Source organism: Prevotella sp. 10(H), from assembly GCF_000711235.1.
In the GTDB taxonomy this organism is placed as follows: domain Bacteria; phylum Bacteroidota; class Bacteroidia; order Bacteroidales; family Dysgonomonadaceae; genus Dysgonomonas.
In genome coordinates, this window is record NZ_JOMI01000004.1 from 17,371 (window position 1) to 34,972 (window position 17,602).

17 protein-coding genes are annotated in these 17,602 nt (G+C 40.0%); 14 read left to right on the plus strand and 3 right to left on the minus strand.

Going from position 1 to position 17,602, the window contains the following annotated elements:
• Positions 1-3 precede the first annotated feature (3 nt).
• Genes K348_RS0109335 through K348_RS18765 form a run of 3 tightly spaced genes read left to right on the plus strand, consistent with a single transcriptional unit; the run spans position 4 to position 3,307 of the window.
• Positions 4-1,392: a choice-of-anchor Q domain-containing protein gene (locus tag K348_RS0109335; RefSeq protein WP_036930433.1), complete on the plus strand. Its 1,389-nt coding sequence runs from the start codon at positions 4-6 to the stop codon at positions 1,390-1,392.
• The gene (locus tag K348_RS0109340; RefSeq protein WP_029904706.1) at positions 1,376-2,413 is read left to right on the plus strand and encodes a hypothetical protein; all 1,038 of its coding nucleotides are present in this window, start codon (positions 1,376-1,378) and stop codon (positions 2,411-2,413) included. The genes K348_RS0109335 and K348_RS0109340 overlap by 17 nt, the downstream gene beginning before the upstream one ends.
• Positions 2,414-2,419: 6 nt before the next feature.
• Entirely contained in the window at positions 2,420-3,307 is an 888-nt protein-coding gene (locus tag K348_RS18765) for a beta-1,6-N-acetylglucosaminyltransferase (protein WP_029904707.1), read from the plus strand.
• Here K348_RS18765 and K348_RS0109350 read toward each other — a convergent pair.
• Entirely contained in the window at positions 3,294-3,776 is a 483-nt protein-coding gene (locus tag K348_RS0109350; RefSeq protein WP_029904708.1) for a MarR family winged helix-turn-helix transcriptional regulator, read from the minus strand. The genes K348_RS18765 and K348_RS0109350 overlap by 14 nt on opposite strands.
• A gap of 155 nt (positions 3,777-3,931) precedes the next feature.
• On the opposite strand from K348_RS0109350, the gene rpsF reads away from it, so the two are divergent.
• From rpsF to pgl, 7 genes are all read left to right on the plus strand, one after another.
• Complete coding sequence (rpsF, locus tag K348_RS0109355) at positions 3,932-4,288, plus strand: 30S ribosomal protein S6 (protein ID WP_029904709.1); 357 nt, start codon at positions 3,932-3,934, stop codon at positions 4,286-4,288.
• Positions 4,289-4,558 (plus strand): 30S ribosomal protein S18, encoded by a 270-nt coding sequence (gene rpsR, locus K348_RS0109360; RefSeq protein ID WP_183305946.1) that lies wholly within the window; start codon positions 4,289-4,291, stop codon positions 4,556-4,558.
• An 18-nt stretch (positions 4,559-4,576) separates the two neighbouring features.
• Positions 4,577-5,020, plus strand: a complete 444-nt coding sequence (rplI, locus tag K348_RS0109365) for a 50S ribosomal protein L9 (protein WP_029904710.1) — start codon at positions 4,577-4,579, stop codon at positions 5,018-5,020.
• A gap of 123 nt (positions 5,021-5,143) precedes the next feature.
• On the plus strand, positions 5,144-5,539 hold the full coding sequence (gene gspS2 / locus K348_RS0109370) for a type II secretion system pilot lipoprotein GspS-beta (RefSeq protein ID WP_029904711.1): 396 nt from the start codon (positions 5,144-5,146) through the stop codon (positions 5,537-5,539).
• Positions 5,540-5,949: 410 nt separating this feature from the next.
• Positions 5,950-6,846: a phosphogluconate dehydrogenase (NAD(+)-dependent, decarboxylating) gene (gnd, locus tag K348_RS0109375; RefSeq protein WP_029904712.1), complete on the plus strand. Its 897-nt coding sequence runs from the start codon at positions 5,950-5,952 to the stop codon at positions 6,844-6,846.
• Between the two features lie 112 nt (positions 6,847-6,958).
• Positions 6,959-8,494, plus strand: coding sequence for a glucose-6-phosphate dehydrogenase (gene zwf / locus K348_RS0109380; RefSeq protein ID WP_029904713.1), 1,536 nt, complete (start codon positions 6,959-6,961; stop codon positions 8,492-8,494).
• Positions 8,491-9,216, plus strand: coding sequence for a 6-phosphogluconolactonase (pgl, locus tag K348_RS0109385; protein ID WP_029904714.1), 726 nt, complete (start codon positions 8,491-8,493; stop codon positions 9,214-9,216). The genes zwf and pgl overlap by 4 nt, the downstream gene beginning before the upstream one ends.
• Positions 9,217-9,259: 43 nt before the next feature.
• On the opposite strand, the gene K348_RS0109390 is transcribed toward pgl, so the two are convergent.
• Positions 9,260-10,771 (minus strand): GH3 auxin-responsive promoter family protein, encoded by a 1,512-nt coding sequence (locus tag K348_RS0109390; RefSeq protein ID WP_029904715.1) that lies wholly within the window; start codon positions 10,769-10,771, stop codon positions 9,260-9,262.
• Positions 10,768-11,469 (minus strand): Crp/Fnr family transcriptional regulator, encoded by a 702-nt coding sequence (locus K348_RS0109395; RefSeq protein ID WP_029904716.1) that lies wholly within the window; start codon positions 11,467-11,469, stop codon positions 10,768-10,770. Before K348_RS0109395 ends, K348_RS0109390 begins: the two co-directional genes overlap by 4 nt.
• A 266-nt stretch (positions 11,470-11,735) precedes the next feature.
• Between K348_RS0109395 and tig the strand changes: the two genes are divergently transcribed.
• The 4 genes from tig (at position 11,736) to recQ (ending at position 17,600) form a co-directional block, all read left to right on the plus strand.
• The gene (gene tig / locus K348_RS0109400) at positions 11,736-13,124 is read left to right on the plus strand and encodes a trigger factor (protein ID WP_029904717.1); all 1,389 of its coding nucleotides are present in this window, start codon (positions 11,736-11,738) and stop codon (positions 13,122-13,124) included.
• Positions 13,125-13,362: 238 nt separating this feature from the next.
• Positions 13,363-14,031, plus strand: a complete 669-nt coding sequence (gene clpP, locus K348_RS0109405; protein ID WP_029904718.1) for an ATP-dependent Clp endopeptidase proteolytic subunit ClpP — start codon at positions 13,363-13,365, stop codon at positions 14,029-14,031.
• 40 nt (positions 14,032-14,071) lie between these two features.
• Complete coding sequence (gene clpX, locus K348_RS0109410; protein ID WP_029904719.1) at positions 14,072-15,307, plus strand: ATP-dependent Clp protease ATP-binding subunit ClpX; 1,236 nt, start codon at positions 14,072-14,074, stop codon at positions 15,305-15,307.
• Positions 15,308-15,404: 97 nt separating this feature from the next.
• The gene (recQ, locus tag K348_RS0109415; RefSeq protein WP_029904720.1) at positions 15,405-17,600 is read left to right on the plus strand and encodes a DNA helicase RecQ; all 2,196 of its coding nucleotides are present in this window, start codon (positions 15,405-15,407) and stop codon (positions 17,598-17,600) included.
• Positions 17,601-17,602 lie beyond the last annotated feature (2 nt).

Below are 17,602 nucleotides of genomic sequence, written 5' to 3' on the forward strand. Positions count from 1 at the left end.
GAAGTGAGAAAGCTTCTGCACCTTATTATATATGTAGCTTTGTTCGCAGCCCTTTTTGCATGTTCGAACGACGACGACTTTTCTTCCGATGGAAATTTGACGCTCAAATTTTCAGCGGATAAGATCCGTTTCGATACTGTCTTTAGCCATATCGGCTCTGCTACGAAGCAGTTTAAAATATATAACAGGAGCGACAAGTCTCTTGTCATTAGTTCAATACAAATAATGAATCCGGACAAAAGCGGGTTCAGGATGAATATTGACGGGGAAAAAGGAACAAGCCTCAGCAATGTGGAAATCCTGAAAAAAGACAGCCTTTTCGGGTTCATAGAAGTTACGGTGAACGCCGAAGCCGAAAATCCGTTATTGATCCGCGACTCTATCCGCTTCGAAACAAATGGGAATATACAATACCTGCAACTGGAAGCCGTAGGGCAGGATGTTTACATATGGAAAGGCGGACGCATTACAAGGGATACTGTTATTCTCTCCAAAAAGCCATTACTGGTTTACGATTCTATTATTATCAACAAAGGTGTTACAGCTACATTTCAAGAAGGGGCGAAGATATTCTTCCGCAACAATGCTTCTATGCGCATATATGGCACTCTAAAAGCCAATGGCAGCATACAAAAACCTGTCATTTTCAGAGGCGACCGCTTCGACAGGATAGAAGGTGACATCCTTTACGACAATGTACCCGGACAATGGGACGGCATATATTTTTGCCCCGAGAGTTTCAACAACGAATTACTAAATGTCAATATACGAAATGCCACCCGTGGTATTACATTCCACGATTCCGGTATAAAGAACAAAAAGGCCGTTCTTACAAATACAGTAGTTCAGAATACGGCAGAATACGGCGTTAAAGCGACCAATTGCAAAATTGAAGGTGGGAACTGCCGGTTTGTAAACTCGAAAGGTGCTGCCTTGGAAGTGATCGGCGGTGCATACACATTCCTGCATTGTACAATAGCCAACTATTACCAATGGGACAGGCGTATAGCTGAAAGCCTGCTTATAAGCAATACTATAAGCGCCCCTTTAGAAAAATGCGAGTTTATTAATTCCATTATATACGGCCCTGCCATAGACGAACTATACATCCAAATGCTGGCAAGCAACACATTCAATTATAAATTTGCCAATTGCCTGATTAAAGCTACAGAAATAACCCGTTCAGAGTTTATCAATACAATATGGAATGCCGATCCACAATTTAAAAACCTGAACACAAGCGGAGATTATTCATACAATTTTGAATTGACAGACGGTTCGCCCGCCATTAATAAGGCAGATAAGGCATATTCCACGTCCCTACCTTCAGACCTGAAAGGGCAATCGCGCCTCGATAATCCCGATATCGGATGTTATGAGTGGATCAGGTAGATTTGCTATATTGATTATTGTTGTAGTACTGACGTACAGCATTCCGCTAGTAGGGCAGGAGAAATTCCGTGTTATGTTTTATAATACTGAAAACATGTATGATATAAAAGATAACCCTGACACCAATGATGACGACCTGACTCCTAAAGGACAACTGCACTGGACAAAATACCGATACTGGAAGAAGTTAAATAATATAGGTAAAGTCATTGCCTCCGTTGGTGACGACTACCCTCCTGCCCTTGTAGGCATCTGCGAAGTAGAAAATGATTCGGTATTGTTTGACCTTACACGCCGGTCCAATCTGAAAGAACATAAGTATGAATATATTATAACACATTCGAAAGACGACAGAGGCTCGAATGTAGCGTTACTCTATCAGCGCGACCAAATGAAAGTTATCAGCCGTAATAGTTATACCCCTGTACTCTCCGATCCGGATAAGAATACAAGGGATATACTGCACATAACAGGTCGTGTTGTAAACAATGAATTACTGGACATTTTCATCTGCCATTTCCCGTCGAGGCGTGACGGAATCCGTAAAACAAGGCCCGACCGTATAAAGTGCGCCGAATTATTGAAACAAAAGACGGATAGCATTTTGCGGATACGTAAAAAAGCCAATATCATTATTATGGGCGACTTTAACGATTATCCATACGATATAAGTATTAAAGAAACACTTGCTGCACAAAGCATAGAATCGCCTATATCAGACAAGAAGCTGTATAATATGTTCCTTGATAAAGCAATCAAAAAGGAATCGGGTTCTTATAAATACAGGGGAAAATGGAATTACATCGACCAGTTCATCGTTAACGGGAAACTATTAGGCAATTCGTCTAAGGTTAAGATAAAGAATAAAGAAGCGCATGTTTTTTCTGAAGACTTTCTTCTGCATGAAGACAGTCAGAAATATGGAGGACTAAAACCGTTCCGTACTTATCTCGGATTTAAATATCTGGGCGGTTACAGCGATCACCTGCCAATCTATATGGACTTAATCATTAAAAACTAAGGGAGGATGAAGCAGGCCATATTGATTACAGCATACAAGAATCCGCAGCAGCTTTTAGATATCGTGGATTTCTTCGATGAAGACTTTTCATTCTATATCCATATAGATAATAAGAGTAATATCCCTGCCGCAGATATAAAGATGCTGGAATCACGTTTATCTGTAAGATTCGTATCCCGTACCTATAGTATCAATTGGGGAAGTATAGACCATCTGAAAGCTATCCTGCTTTTATCTCAGGAATGTATCAAGGATAAAAGTATAGAATATATTCACCTGATTACAGGACAGGACTTTCCGGTAAAGACTCCTCACCAGATAACAGATTATCTGAAAGAAAATAGGGGAACCGAGTTTCTGTCGGCAAGACCTCTGCCGATTGAAACATGGAAAGGCGGCGGCCTTAACAGGGTTCAATATTATAACCTGTATGAAGTATTCAATGCCAAAAGCTGGCAACGGGTGTTTATTAAGGTATTTGTTTTTATGCAGAAGGTTGTCGGTTATAAGCGTAAATTGCCTGCTGAACTGCCACAGCTATACGGAGGCTCTACTTACTGGACAATTACGCGAGAAGCTGTAGAATATTACATTGACTTCTTGGATAAGAATCCGCATGTATTAAAAGCTTATGACTATACCTTCTGCTCCGAAGAAATTCTTTTGCACTCCATATTAATGAATTCTCCATTCAAAGAGAAGGTAGCTAAAAGAAATCTCCGGTTTATGCTGTGGGAAAACCGCGACGGCGCATATCCGCCCAATCTGGATGAAAGGGATTATGAAAGTATTATAAATTCGGATGCCTTCTTTGCCCGAAAGTTCGATTATCGGGTTTCCAAGAATTTACAAAATAAGATTATAGCACACCTGTCGGGAACTAATAGCGATTAGATTCCTCGAGTGCTTCACGTATATTGCCGAAAACAGCCGACAGGAGGAAGCGCACATGTTTCAGCCCGTCTTCATCGATACCGGCCAAAGCCGCATCCATGGTGCGGTAAACAGCACGGTTGGCACAATCTTTTATCGACCGGCCCAGTTCTGTAAGGTATACATAGTTGGAACGCCTGTCGGTAGTAGATGCATTGCGATAGACAAGATTCTGCTTAGCCAGATTATCTATCAGCCGGGTCATACTCGGCTTGTCTTTGAAGGTCGAATTGCATAAAGTCTGCTGCGTCACACCGTCTTGTCTCCATAGAAAAGCAAGTACGGTCCACTGTTCGGGTGTTATGTCCAAACCCTCTTTGCGAAGGTTGCGGTACATCATCCGGTTGATCGCCATTGACACTTTTCCATTTATGATAGGGAAAATAAGGTCCTGGTCTTCATTTAAGCTTAAGATATCTCCGTTATCCATTAGGTCTTATTTCATATTGGTAATACAAATGTAAGATAAGATGTCTGTTAATCAAAGATTTTTTAAAGCTTTAGCATTTGTTATATTAATAAAAAAGTCTATCTTTGCACCTCATTTGCAAAAATGACATGTTTAATTTTATAATTATTTAATTTATGAACAATTACGAAACCGTTTTCATTTTGACTCCCGTTTTGTCTGATGTACAGATGAAGGAAGCGGTAGAAAAATTCAAGACTATTTTGACCAACGAAGGGGCAAAAATAGTAAATGAAGAAAACTGGGGACTACGTAAGCTGGCTTATCCAATCCAGAAGAAGTCTACCGGTTTTTATGCTATGTTAGAGTTTGAAGCTGATCCGTCTGTAATCGCTAAACTAGAACTTAACTTCCGTCGCGATGAACGTGTAATCCGTTTCCTTACTTTCCGTCAGGATAAGTTTGCACACGAGTATGCACAAAAGAGAAGAAATCTAAAATCACCTAAAAAAGAAGAAGTAAAGGAGAACTAAATTATGGCACAGCAATCAGAAATCAGATATTTGACTCCGCCTTCAGTTGACGTCAAGAAAAAGAAATACTGCCGCTTCAAAAAGAACGGTATAAAGTATATAGACTACAAAGACCCTGAGTTTTTGAAGAAATTCCTTAACGAACAGGGAAAAATTCTTCCTCGCCGTATCACCGGTACATCTCTTAAATTCCAACGTCGTGTTGCACAAGCTGTAAAAAGGGCTCGCCATTTAGCTTTGCTTCCTTACGTTACAGACTTAATGAAATAATAAAAAGGAGGAAAAGAAATGCAAGTTATATTGAAAGAAGACATCCTTAACTTAGGATATAAAGATGAAGTCGTAACGGTTAAAGACGGTTACGGACGTAATTACCTTATACCTCAAGGTAAAGCTGTGATAGCATCAGAGTCTGCAAAGAAAGTGATGGCTGAAAACCTGAAACAACGCGCTCACAAACTTGAGAAAATCAAGAATGACGCTCAGGAACTGGCTGCCAAACTAGAAGGAGTTTCGCTTACTATCGGAGCAAAAACAAGCTCGACAGGTACTATCTTCGGCTCTGTAACTAACATACAGATAGCTGAAGCTCTTGAGAAACTTGGTTACAATGTAGACAGAAAGGTGATCATCATCAAAGATGCCGTGAAAGAAGTAGGTACTTACAAAGCTATCGCTAAGCTTCACAAAGAAGTTTCGGTAGAAATACCTTTCGAAGTAGTATCGGAATAAGACATATTTCAAACATATTAGGAAAAAGAGCTACAGTTTGTAGCTCTTTTTTTATATTCTTTAACAACAATACGAAAATTACACCTATCTTTGCACACTTACTATTAATTTAAAACATTTGTTATGAAAAATTTATCCAAAACTACATTTAGCATAATCGCTATCTTATTTGTTTCTATGTGCTTTATCCAATGTAAAGATGCAAAAGATGCTGCTGTGACTAAATATCTGGAGTTGCAGGCAGAGCAACTAAATAAACAATTTCCTATGAACATGGGAGCCATGACTATGGAGAAATGTACAATAGAGGGAAAGACAATCAAATTATTTGTTACAATAAATTCAGACGTGGAAACATTTGATGCTGAAGCAGGAAAAACAGCAGCAGTGCAGTCTATCAAAAACAGTCCGGAAGCAAAACAATCGCAGGAATTCGGTATTTCATATGCATATGAATACAAGAATGCTTCGGGTAAGGTTATAGGAGAAATCAACATATCGCCTGAAGATTACAAATAATCGGATGATATATTAAAAGATAAGATATCCGGAAACTAATCTTAGTTTCCGGATATTTTTTTATGCATGAGATATATAATATTGGGATAAATTTATCTATATATAAAAACGCATTATTATCTGAAAATATAAAAAAATAAATCGTTACTCGTTTATGTTACTTTTCTGCTCATTTCACTTTACATAAATAATTAAAATAACACAGCATTAGAAATAGATAAAAACTATATTTGATTTTCAATCATAATTCTTTGATTTTCAACCCTGGCTATTTCATTTGAAGATAAAACGATAATTCTTTTAACTTAAAATCATAAAAAAACAGTACCTTCGTGTGGTTTAAAAGTTTAATTATCAAAATCTTTTAAAACAATATCTTGTTAATAATAAAAAACTAAAATAGAAGCGATATGAAAATCGGATTTGTAGGATTAGGAAAAATGGGCGGCAAAATGGTAGAACGCCTTTTGAATCACGGTCATGAAATAGTTGCATACAACTTAACCCAGAAAGAAATAGACGATGTGGCGGCAAAAGGTGCTATTCCGGCTTCGAGCCTGAAAGATTTGGTGAGTAAACTGGAAGGGCGTAAACTGGTATGGCTGATGGTTCCTGCGGGTAAACCTGTAGAAGAAAACATTGCCGAACTGCTTACTTTACTTAATCCGAACGATATAATCGTCGATGGCGGTAACAGCTACTGGCGCGAAACCGTAGAACGCGGTAAAAAGGTACAAGAGAAAGGAATCCATTACCTCGATTGTGGTACCAGTGGTGGTGTATGGGGACTTCAGAACGGATACTGCCTGATGTATGGCGGAGACAAAGATGCCTGCAATTTTGCAGAACCTATATTTAAAAGCCTTGCTCCCGAAAACGGATACATGCGTTGCGGAGAAAGCGGTGCAGGTCATATGGTAAAGATGGTGCACAATGGCATAGAGTATGGTATGATGCAGGCTTATGCCGAAGGCTTCGAAATAATGAAGAATTCTCCCTATGATGTTGATCTCGAAAAGATATCACGTGTATGGATGCAGGGATCGGTAGTACGTTCATGGTTATTGGAACTGATAGGAAACGCACTCGAAGGAAACGAAAATCTCGACGGTATAAAGGATTATGTTGCCGATAGCGGTGAAGGCCGCTGGACAGTGCAAACGGCAATTGATTTTGATGTGCCGGCACATGTAATTACAGCTTCGCTCTTTACGCGATTCGAATCCAGACAGGAATCGTCTTACGCTATGAAACTGCTCGCTGCAATGAGAAATCAGTTTGGCGGACATGAAATCAAAAAAGACTAACTTAGTTACTAGTTACTCCGCCCTATGGGCAGTTACAAGTTTGCTGACGCGCAACAAATCGACGTTTAAATAAGCTTGTTACTCGTAACTCGTAACTCGTAACTAAAGAACAATGAAACCAAAGCATATAAAAGATCAGGCTCTGATTATATTCGGTGCATCGGGCGACCTTACCCATAGGAAGCTCATTCCGGCAATATTCGACCTGTATCGCCAAAAATCATTGCCTCAGAACTTTGCCGTTCTGGGCGTGGCACGCAGCCCTTATACCGACGATTCATTCCGCGAAAAGATGAAAGACGGTATCAGACAGTTTGCAACTGCTAAAGACATATCTGATGAAGAACTGAATACCTTCAGTCAGAAACTGCATTATCTTTCTATCAATACGGATGACGGCAAGGATTATGTGAAAGTAAAAGAAAGACTGGAACAGCTAGATAAGGAGGAAAATACCGCTGGAAACTACATCTTCTATCTTTCTACTCCACCTGCATTATATCCGCTGGTTCCTAAATTTCTAGCTCAACAGGGTTTGAACAAGGAAGAAGGATATTTCAGGAGAATAATTATAGAAAAGCCTTTCGGCACAGACCTCAAATCTGCTATAAGCCTGAATGCTTCTCTGCGAGAGGATTATAAAGAAGATCAGATTTACCGCATAGATCATTATCTGGGTAAGGAAACGGTACAGAATATGCTTGTTACCCGCTTTGCAAACGGAATATATGAGCCTCTGTGGAACAGGAATTACATACATCACGTAGAAATTACTGCTGCCGAAAGTATCGGTGTTGAAAATCGCGGAAGCTATTACGACCATTCGGGAGCATTGCGGGATATGCTTCAAAATCACCTGTTGCAATTAGTGGCGCTTGTTGCCATGGAGCCACCAATGGCCATAGAATCGGAAGCCATACGCAACGAAAAATTGAAAGTATTTCAGGCACTGCGTCCAATGTCGGATGAAGATGTTTTCAAAAACGTAATCCGCGGACAATACACTGCTGCCAATATAAAAGGGAAATATGCGAAAGGCTATCGTGAAGAAAAAGATGTAGACAAAGACTCCCGCACCGAAACATATATTGCGATGAAACTCTTCATCGACAACTGGCGCTGGGGTGATGTACCTTTCTATATTCGTACAGGGAAACGCTTGCCTACACGTGTTTCAGAAGTGGTTATCCATTTCAAACCTGCACCGCAACGTTTGTTCCACGAAACAACTGATTTGAGGAATGATGATAATCAACTCGTTATAAGAATCCAACCGGATGAAGGCATATTACTGAAAACCAGAATGAAAGTACCGGGTAGCGGTTATCAGGTAAAAACCGTGAATATGGATTTCCATTACTCACAATTACAGGACACTTATCTGCCTGAGGCTTATGAAAGACTTTTGCTGGATTGTATGACGGGCGATTCAACGCTTTACATACGCGGTGATGCTTTGGAAGCCACATGGAAATTTGTACAACCTCTGATCGATTTCTGGGAAAAGAATCCCGATGCCCCGCTGCACGGTTATCCCGCAGGTACATGGGGTCCTGAAAATGCAGACGACCTTATAGAAGAAAAAAATCTTACATGGCGTTATCCATGTAAGAATCTCTCCGATGATGGAATATATTGTGAATTATGATAAAAGAAGAAATTAAAATTTACGAAGACCCGCAAGCCCTCAGTAAAGGCTTCACCGAATTTCTGTTGAAATTATTGGATGTATATCCGCACATGAACCTCGCACTGTCGGGAGGAACAACACCGAAAGTCATTTTCGACTACTGGGCCGAAAATTGTAAGGACGCTATCGACTGGAACCGTATCTCTTTCTTTTGGGGAGATGAACGTTGTGTGCCACCCGAAAATGTGATGAACAACTTCGGGATGACAAAAGACCACCTTTTTGACAAAGTTCCTGCTATTCCTAACAATAACATTTATCGCATACATGGCGAAAACGAGCCGGAAGAAGAAGCGTTGTGGTACAGCAAGATTTTGTCAGCAAAGCTGATGCAAAGGCAGGATATGCCAAGCTTTGAAATAGTGATGCTAGGACTGGGCGATGACGGACACACCGTATCTATTTTTCCTAACCAGATAGACTTATGGGACAGCAAAGAAACCTGTGTCATTGGAGAACATCCCGAAACGGGCATGCAGCGGGTTACTATTAGCGGACGGGTTGTAAACAATGCTCAATACGTAGTTTTTCTTGCTACAGGGAAGAACAAGGCTGAAAAGGTCAGGGATGTAATAAAGAACAGGAAAGATTTTCTGAATAAATACCCTGCAGCAAGGGTTAATCCTAAAAAAGGATATCTCTACTGGTTCCTTGATGCTGATGCAGCAAGTTTGCTGTAACTAAAAATAAGAAAGGATGACTAAACAAGTCATCCTTTTTACTTTATATCTTCCAATCTACAAACTTCAACAGTCTGTCTATATAATCCCGGTTATTAGACAATCGCGGCACTTTATTTTGTCCGCCTAATTTTCCGATAGATTTCAACCAGTCATTAAATGTACCTTTTGGTAGGCTGCGGACAAGCGGTACACCCAATGAAAGATTATAAGAGCGTTTAGCCTCGTAGTCAGAATTCACTTTCTTAAGATTCGTATCTAAAGACTGGATAAACTTATCGAGATTATCCGGTTCAACGGCAAATTCGATAAACCACTCATGCGCTCCGGTATTATTATCACCGAAATAAACAGGGGCAGCGGTATATTCGCTTATCTGTGCTCCGGTTTCTTTACATGCTTCGGATAAAGCCTTCTCTGCATTGTCTATGATTATTTCTTCACCGAAAGCATTTATAAAGTTCTTTGTCCGTCCGGTTATCCGAAACAGATATGGATGTGTTGACGTAAACTCGATAGTATCACCTATCATATAACGCCACAGGCCGCCATTGGTAGAAATAAGAATGGCATAGTTCTGTCCTGTCTGCACTTCGTCCAGAGTCAGAGTTCGAGGATTCTCGCTATCCCATTCGCTCATTGGCACGAATTCATAATAGATACCGCTATCCAGCATCAATAGCATATCTTTTGAATCATCAGAAAACTGCACGCCAAAGAATCCTTCCGAAGCATTGTATGTTTCCCAATAACGCATCGCAGGCTTTTGGATAATCTTCCTATATTGCTCTTCGAAGGGAGTAAAGCTAACACCTCCATGAAAGAATACTTCGAGATTAGGCCATATATCGGTCAGTTCCCGTCCCGTATCTGCTTTTATCTTTTTGAGAAGGACGAGCAGCCAGGACGGTACTCCCATAAATGCTCTTACATCATTCTTTACAGCATAATCAGTCAGAGCCTGCAGCTTTACCTCCCAATCAGGTAATAAAGAGATGCTTTCCGGTGTACGACTTCTCTTAGCCCAGAAGTACAGATTCTTGATAAGTATAGCAGAAATATCTCCTGTAAAAACACCGTCGCCAATATTGTTGATTTGCTTGCTGCCTCCCAATACCAACGTCTTTCCGAAGAAAAACTTTGCATTTTTGTTAGCACGTCCATATATCGCCAACATCTGCTCACCACATTTGTAATGACCTTTTGTCAGCGATTCTTTGGTTACAGGAATATATTTGCTTTTATCTTCTGTAGTACCCGATGACATGGCAAACCATTGCGTCGGCTTATTCCATAAAATATTTTGCTGCTTATCTATCAATATTTTATCGAGATAAGGACGTAAATCTTCATAATGAAATACAGGAACTGACTTCCTGAAATCATCCTTATTCTTAATGTTGGAAAAGTTGTATTGTTGTCCTATGAATGTTTGTGCACCATTCCGGAGAAGGTAATCCAAGATTCTCTCTTGAGTTCGGATAGGGTCGGATATAAACCTGTCTACTTCACGATATTTGAAGTCCAGATACTTATGGGCGATTTTGGTAATCATCCTATCTTACTTATTCTGCGTAGCTTTTCTTCGTCGATTATCTTTATCTTGCGTCCGTCGAGCGTAATAATATGTTCATCGACAAAAGTCGATAGTGTCCTGATGGCATTTGAGGTTGTCATATTAGACAGATTGGCAAGGTCTTCACGTGATAAGTAAATACTGATAGTAGCCCCGTCTTCTTCCAGTCCGTAATTTTCGATAAGGAAAATAAGCGATTCGGCCAGTCGTCCGCGGATATGTTTCTGAGTAAGATTTACCACCCTTTCATCTGCAATTCCCAAATCGGTCGACAATTCCCGGATAAAGAACATACCCATCTTCGAATTAGATGAAACAATGCTCTCGATGATTTGCATCGGAATAAAACAGATTGTCGAAGCCTCGAATGCCGAAGCGGCAGTAACATATGGCTCGTTAGCAAAAAATGCCCTGTAACCAAAATACTGCGTAGGCCGTATCATCCTGATTATCTGGCTGCGTCCGCCTACCCCGTCTTTATATATCTTTACTTTACCTTTGCAAAGGCACATCAGGTCGAGCGGAATTTCTTCCTCCCGGTAGATTACCTCATTCTTTTTGAAATCAAGAATTCTTGCATTCGCCGAAATCAGGTCACGCTCCTTAGTATTCAACAAATTCCAGATTTCAGGAATACTTTCCGATAAACTTACAACATTGCTGCTATCTGCCACCATAAAGAAATGCTTGATAATATAAATCAGGTTCTACTTTTTAACTTAAAACAAAGTTAGTATTTTTTTATATAAAACATGTTACAGAACATATTTTTAACGCTTTGGTTCATTTTTTTATAAAAACAAGTTCGAGATTAATTATTATTTCGCTTTGAATATTACAATAATAAGACTATTTTTGCACCACCAAAAAAGAGGGAGCCGCCAAGGCTAACTTTTTCTTACACATCTGAATAAACTTGTAATAATTAAAATAGACCGTTAAGATGAACGTATCTCTGACAAATGTCGATAGCGTGAATGCTATCCTGCAAATAAGTGTTACAAAAGCAGACTATCAGGAAAAACTTGACAGTGCGCTGAAAACTTTCCGTAAAAAAGCAAATGTACCGGGATTCCGTCCGGGAACTGTACCGGTAGGTATGGTAAAGAAGATGTACGGAAAATCTATTCTGGCCGAAGAAATAAATAAAATGGTAGGTGAAAGCCTCTACAACTATATACAGGAGAATAAACTGAACGTGCTTGGCGAACCTCTTCCGAATGAAGAAAAACAGCAACCGTTTGATTTTTCGACAGAAGGCGACTATGACTTCTTTTTCGACATTGCAATGGCTCCTGAAATGAAGCTTTCCCTGACTAAGAAAGACAAGATAACATACTATAAAATAGATGTAAACGAAGAGCTTGTAGATAAGCAGATCGAATCATACAAAGCCAACTACGGCAAGTATGACAAAGTAGAAGAAGGCGCCATTGCAACCGACCTTATCAGAGGTATTATTTCGGAACTTGAAGACGGCAACGTGAAAGAGGGCGGAATAAATGTAGAGTCAGCTGTCGTTATGCCTTCTTACATGAAAGACGCTGAAGAACAATCCAAATTTATCGGAGCTAAAGCCGGTGATGTGATTACATTTAATCCGGGCAAAGCCTATGAAGGAAATGAAACAGAAATATCTTCACTATTGCACATTGAGAAAGATGCAGTAGAAGCAATTGCTCCGGAATTTAAATTTGAAGTTTCGGAAATCACCCGCTACAAAGAAGCAGAACTAGATAAAGAACTCTTTGATAAAGTATTCGGTGAAGGCAATGTAAAAGATGCTGCCGAATTTAAGGCGAAAGTGAAAGAAACAATCGAAGACCAGTTTGCACCGGATAGCGATTACAAATTCCTGTTGGATGCGAAAGAACTAATGGAAAAGAAAGCCGGAGATGTACAGTTCCCGGATGCTTTCCTGAAAAGATGGCTGGTTGCCTCAGGTGAAGAAAGAACAGCAGAATCTGTAGAGGCTGATTATCCTAAAATCATTGCCGACCTGAAATTCCACCTTATCAAAGAGCAGATAGCAAAAGACAATGATATCAAGATTGAAAACGAAGATATGAAAATCATTGCTATGCAGGCGGCAAGAGCACAGTTTGCTCAATATGGCATGATGAATCTTCCTGACGAAATGGTTGAGAATTATGCAAACGACATGTTGAAGAATAAAGACAATGCCCGCAACCTGCTTGACCGCGCCATGGAAAATAAAATCATCGACACGTTGAAAGGCAAACTGGGAATAGAAGAGAAATCAATCTCATTGGACGACTTCCGCAAATTCTTCGAAAAAGAAGAAGAAGAAGATACAAAAGAGGAAGCATAATCCTGAAGAAAATATAAATGACGGGCAGACAGAACATAATCTTTCTGCCCGTTCTTAATGACATATTCGAAATACGGTGAATAATATTTTAGCTTTTCAGTTTTTTATTTATAACTTTGTTTATAAGAAATGGAGGCTTAATACATTTAGCCTCTTTTTTATGCTGCACACAGTGGCACGATAATTGTTTATAAAACTAACGATATTAAATTATTCACACATTTGAAAAGGAAATATTATGAACAATGATTTTAGAAAATATGCTACCAAGCATTTAGGAATGAATGGTCTTGCACTAGATAATTATGTAGATATCACCAGCAGCTATATATCACCCACTATTATAGAAGAACGCCAGCTCAATGTGGCGCAGATGGATGTATTCTCCCGTCTGATGATGGATAGGATTATATTCCTCGGCACACAGATAGACGAATATACTGCCAATGTCATTCAGGCACAATTACTGTATCTGGATTCTGCAGATTCGGGTAAAGATATATCGATCTATATCAATTCACCGGGCGGCTCTGTTTATGCCGGTTACGGAATATATGATACCATGCAGTTTATCAACAGCAACGTATCTACTATCTGTACAGGTATTGCGGCATCAATGGCAGCAGTATTGCTAGTAGCAGGTGAAAAAGGAAAACGCTTTGCACTGAAACATTCACGAGTGATGATACATCAGCCACTTGGCGGTGCGCAGGGACAGGCTTCCGATATAGAAATTACAGCACGCGAAATAGGCAAGATAAAAAAAGAACTATACACAATTATATCAAACCATTCCGGCCAACCGTTCGAAAAGGTTGAAAAAGATTCTGACCGTGACTACTGGATGACTTCAGGCGAAGCTAAAGATTACGGTATGGTTGACGATGTATTAATTAGAAACAAATAATCGAAGAATAAACCAAAGCTTATTTGCTGACAAACTATAAATGGCAAAAAAAGAAATAAACCAATGCAGTTTTTGCGGACGAAGCGATAAAGACGTAAATATGCTTATATCTGGCTTGTCCGCAGACATCTGCGATAGTTGCGCCGAGCAGGCCTATCTGATTGTAAAAGAAAGTATCGAAGCAAAACAGAAATCTGCTTCGGGACTTGAAAAATCACAACTACCCGACCCCAGAAAAATCAAAGAATATCTCGACGGATATATTATTGGACAGGATAATGCAAAGCGTTATCTTGCTGTAGCCGTTTATAATCACTACAAACGGATATTGCAGGAAAAAAGCGATGATATCGAGATCGAAAAATCCAATATTATACTTGTAGGCCCTACCGGAACAGGAAAAACATTACTTGCCCGTACTATAGCAAAGATGCTTCATGTACCCTTTGCCATAGTAGATGCCACAGTACTTACCGAAGCCGGATATGTGGGTGAAGATATAGAAAGTATACTGACCCGCCTGCTGCAGGCATCGGACTACGATGTGTCTGCTGCCGAAAGAGGTATTGTCTTCATTGACGAGATTGACAAAATAGCACGTAAAAGCGACAATCCGTCTATCACCCGGGATGTAAGCGGCGAAGGAGTACAGCAAGGACTTTTAAAATTACTCGAAGGCTCGATTGTAAATGTGCCGCCTCAAGGAGGACGTAAACATCCTGAGCAAAAAATGATCGCCGTAGATACTAAGAATATACTCTTTATTTGTGGAGGGGCATTCGACGGTATTGAACGCAAAATTGCACAAAGGCTCAATACGAAAGTAGTCGGTTATGCTTCTTCAATGAATAACGCCGAAGTCGACCGCGAAAACCTGCTTCAATATGTAGCGCCTCAGGATTTGAAGTCGTACGGTCTGATTCCTGAAATAATAGGTCGTCTGCCGATACTTACCTATCTGGACTCACTGAACAGAAGCGCTTTGCGCCGGATTCTGACAGAACCGAAAAATTCAATCATAAAACAATATGTAAAACTCTTCAAGATGGATGATGTAGACCTCAGCTTCGATGAAGATGTTTACGAATTTATTGTAGATAAGGCGATCGAATACAAACTAGGCGCAAGAGGCCTAAGGTCTATTGTAGAAAGTATTATGATGGATGCCATGTTTAATATTCCATCTACTAAGGAAGACAAATTACACATCACGAAAGAGTATGCTGTAGAGCAACTCGAAAGATCGCAAATGCTAAAACTCAAAAATTCACAATAAAGTTTGTTTTTTTCATAAAAAATAGCCTATTTTAAGTTGTAGATTTAGAATTAGGACTTTATCTTCGTATAACATAATAGCCTGTTTTTTTATAAATATGCCTGATCGAAACGACATACTGACCACCGCATTAAAAAAGCATTTTGGCTTTGATAAATTCAAAGGCAATCAACATGCTATCATCCGGAATGTATTGGATGAGAGGGATACGTTTGTGCTGATGCCTACAGGGGGAGGAAAGTCGCTATGTTACCAGTTGCCCGCCCTGCTGATGGAAGGAACGGCTGTAATTATATCTCCGCTGATAGCTCTGATGAAAAATCAGGTGGATGCCATGCGCAATTTCAGTGAAGAAGACGGAGTGGCTCATTTCATAAACTCATCACTCAACAAAGCGGCTATAGAGCAGGTAAAGGGCGATATACTTTCAGGTAAAACAAAATTGCTTTATGTAGCGCCTGAATCGCTGACCAAAGAAGACAACATAGATTTTCTCCGCCAGATAAAAATTTCATTCTACGCTATAGACGAGGCTCACTGTATCTCAGAATGGGGGCACGATTTCCGTCCCGAATACAGGCGCATACGCCCTATCGTAACAGAGATAGGCAAACACCCGATAATAGCGCTCACAGCTACTGCAACACCCAAAGTACAACTCGACATACAGAAAAATCTGGGTATGACCGAGGCCGATGTTTTTAAAGCATCATTTAACAGGGAAAACCTTTTCTACGAAGTGCGTCAGAAAACAAATAACGTAGACAAGGATATAATCAAATACATTAAATCCCAAGGACATAAATCGGGTATAATCTATTGCCTTAGCCGTAAGAAAGTAGAAGAATTTGCTGAAATATTACAGACAAACAATATAAATGCCTTACCTTACCATGCCGGACTGGATGCAAGTACAAGATCTGCCAATCAGGATGCGTTCCTGATGGAACAGGTCGATGTGATCGTTGCCACTATTGCTTTCGGTATGGGTATTGACAAGCCGGATGTCAGATATGTAATACATTACGACATGCCTAAAAGTCTGGAAGGTTACTATCAGGAAACAGGCCGTGCCGGACGCGACGGCGGAGAGGGCAAGTGTATTGCTTTCTATGCTTTCAAAGACCTGCAAAAACTTGAAAAATTCATGCAGGGAAAACCTGTTGCCGAACAGGAAATAGGTAAACAACTACTCCTCGAGACAGCAGCGTATGCAGAGACTGCATTATGCAGAAAAAAAGTACTCCTACACTATTTCGGTGAGGAATATAAAGAAAGAAATTGTGGAAATTGTGACAATTGTGTAAATCCAAAAAAACAAGTGGAAGCTAAAGATTTATTAATGACAGCTCTGGAAGCTGTAGTTGCATTGAAAGAAAAATTCAAGACGGATTATGTTATTAATATCCTAAGAGGTAAAGAAACATCCGAGATTGAAACATACGGGCATCAGGATCTGGAAGTATTCGGATCGGGTGACGATGCCGATGAGGAGACATGGAATGCGGTAATACGTCAGGCCCTCATTGCAGGCTACTTCGATAAGGATATCGAAAATTACGGTTTGTTGAAAGTTACCAAAAAAGGAAAGGATTTTCTGAAAAAACCGGTATCTTTCAAAATCACGACAGCCGATGAAGAAGATTTGGAAGACGATGACAACATTGACGATGTAGTTGTGAAAGGAGGCGGGGGCGGCTCGGCCGTAGACCCTATACTCTTCTCTATAATGAAAGACCTGCGAAAGAAAATGGCTAAGAACAATAATGTTCCGCCATATGTAATCTTTCAGGATCCGTCATTGGAAGCAATGGCTACCATCTACCCTATCACTATGGAAGAATTACAGAATATTCCGGGTGTAGGAGCAGGAAAGGCTAAAAGATACGGAACAGAGTTTCTCCAGATAATAAAGAAACACGTTGAAGAAAATGAGATAGAACGGCCTGAAGACCTGCGCGTAAGGACTGTAGCCAACAAATCGAAGCTGAAAGTAGCTATAGTACAAGCGATCGACCGTAAAGTGGCCTTGGATGATCTGGCCGAATCGAAAGGAATTGATTTTACTGAACTACTAAGTGAAGTAGAAGCAATTGTATATTCGGGAACTAAAATAAATATCGATTATTTTCTGCGCGAAGTAATAGACGAAGATCATCTGGAAGATATCTTCCAATATTTTCAGGAAGCAGAGTCCGATGATCTTGAAGAAGCTATAAACGAGTTGGGTGAATATTCTGAAGATGAAATACGTTTGGTAAGAATTAAATTCATCTCAGATATGGCCAACTGATA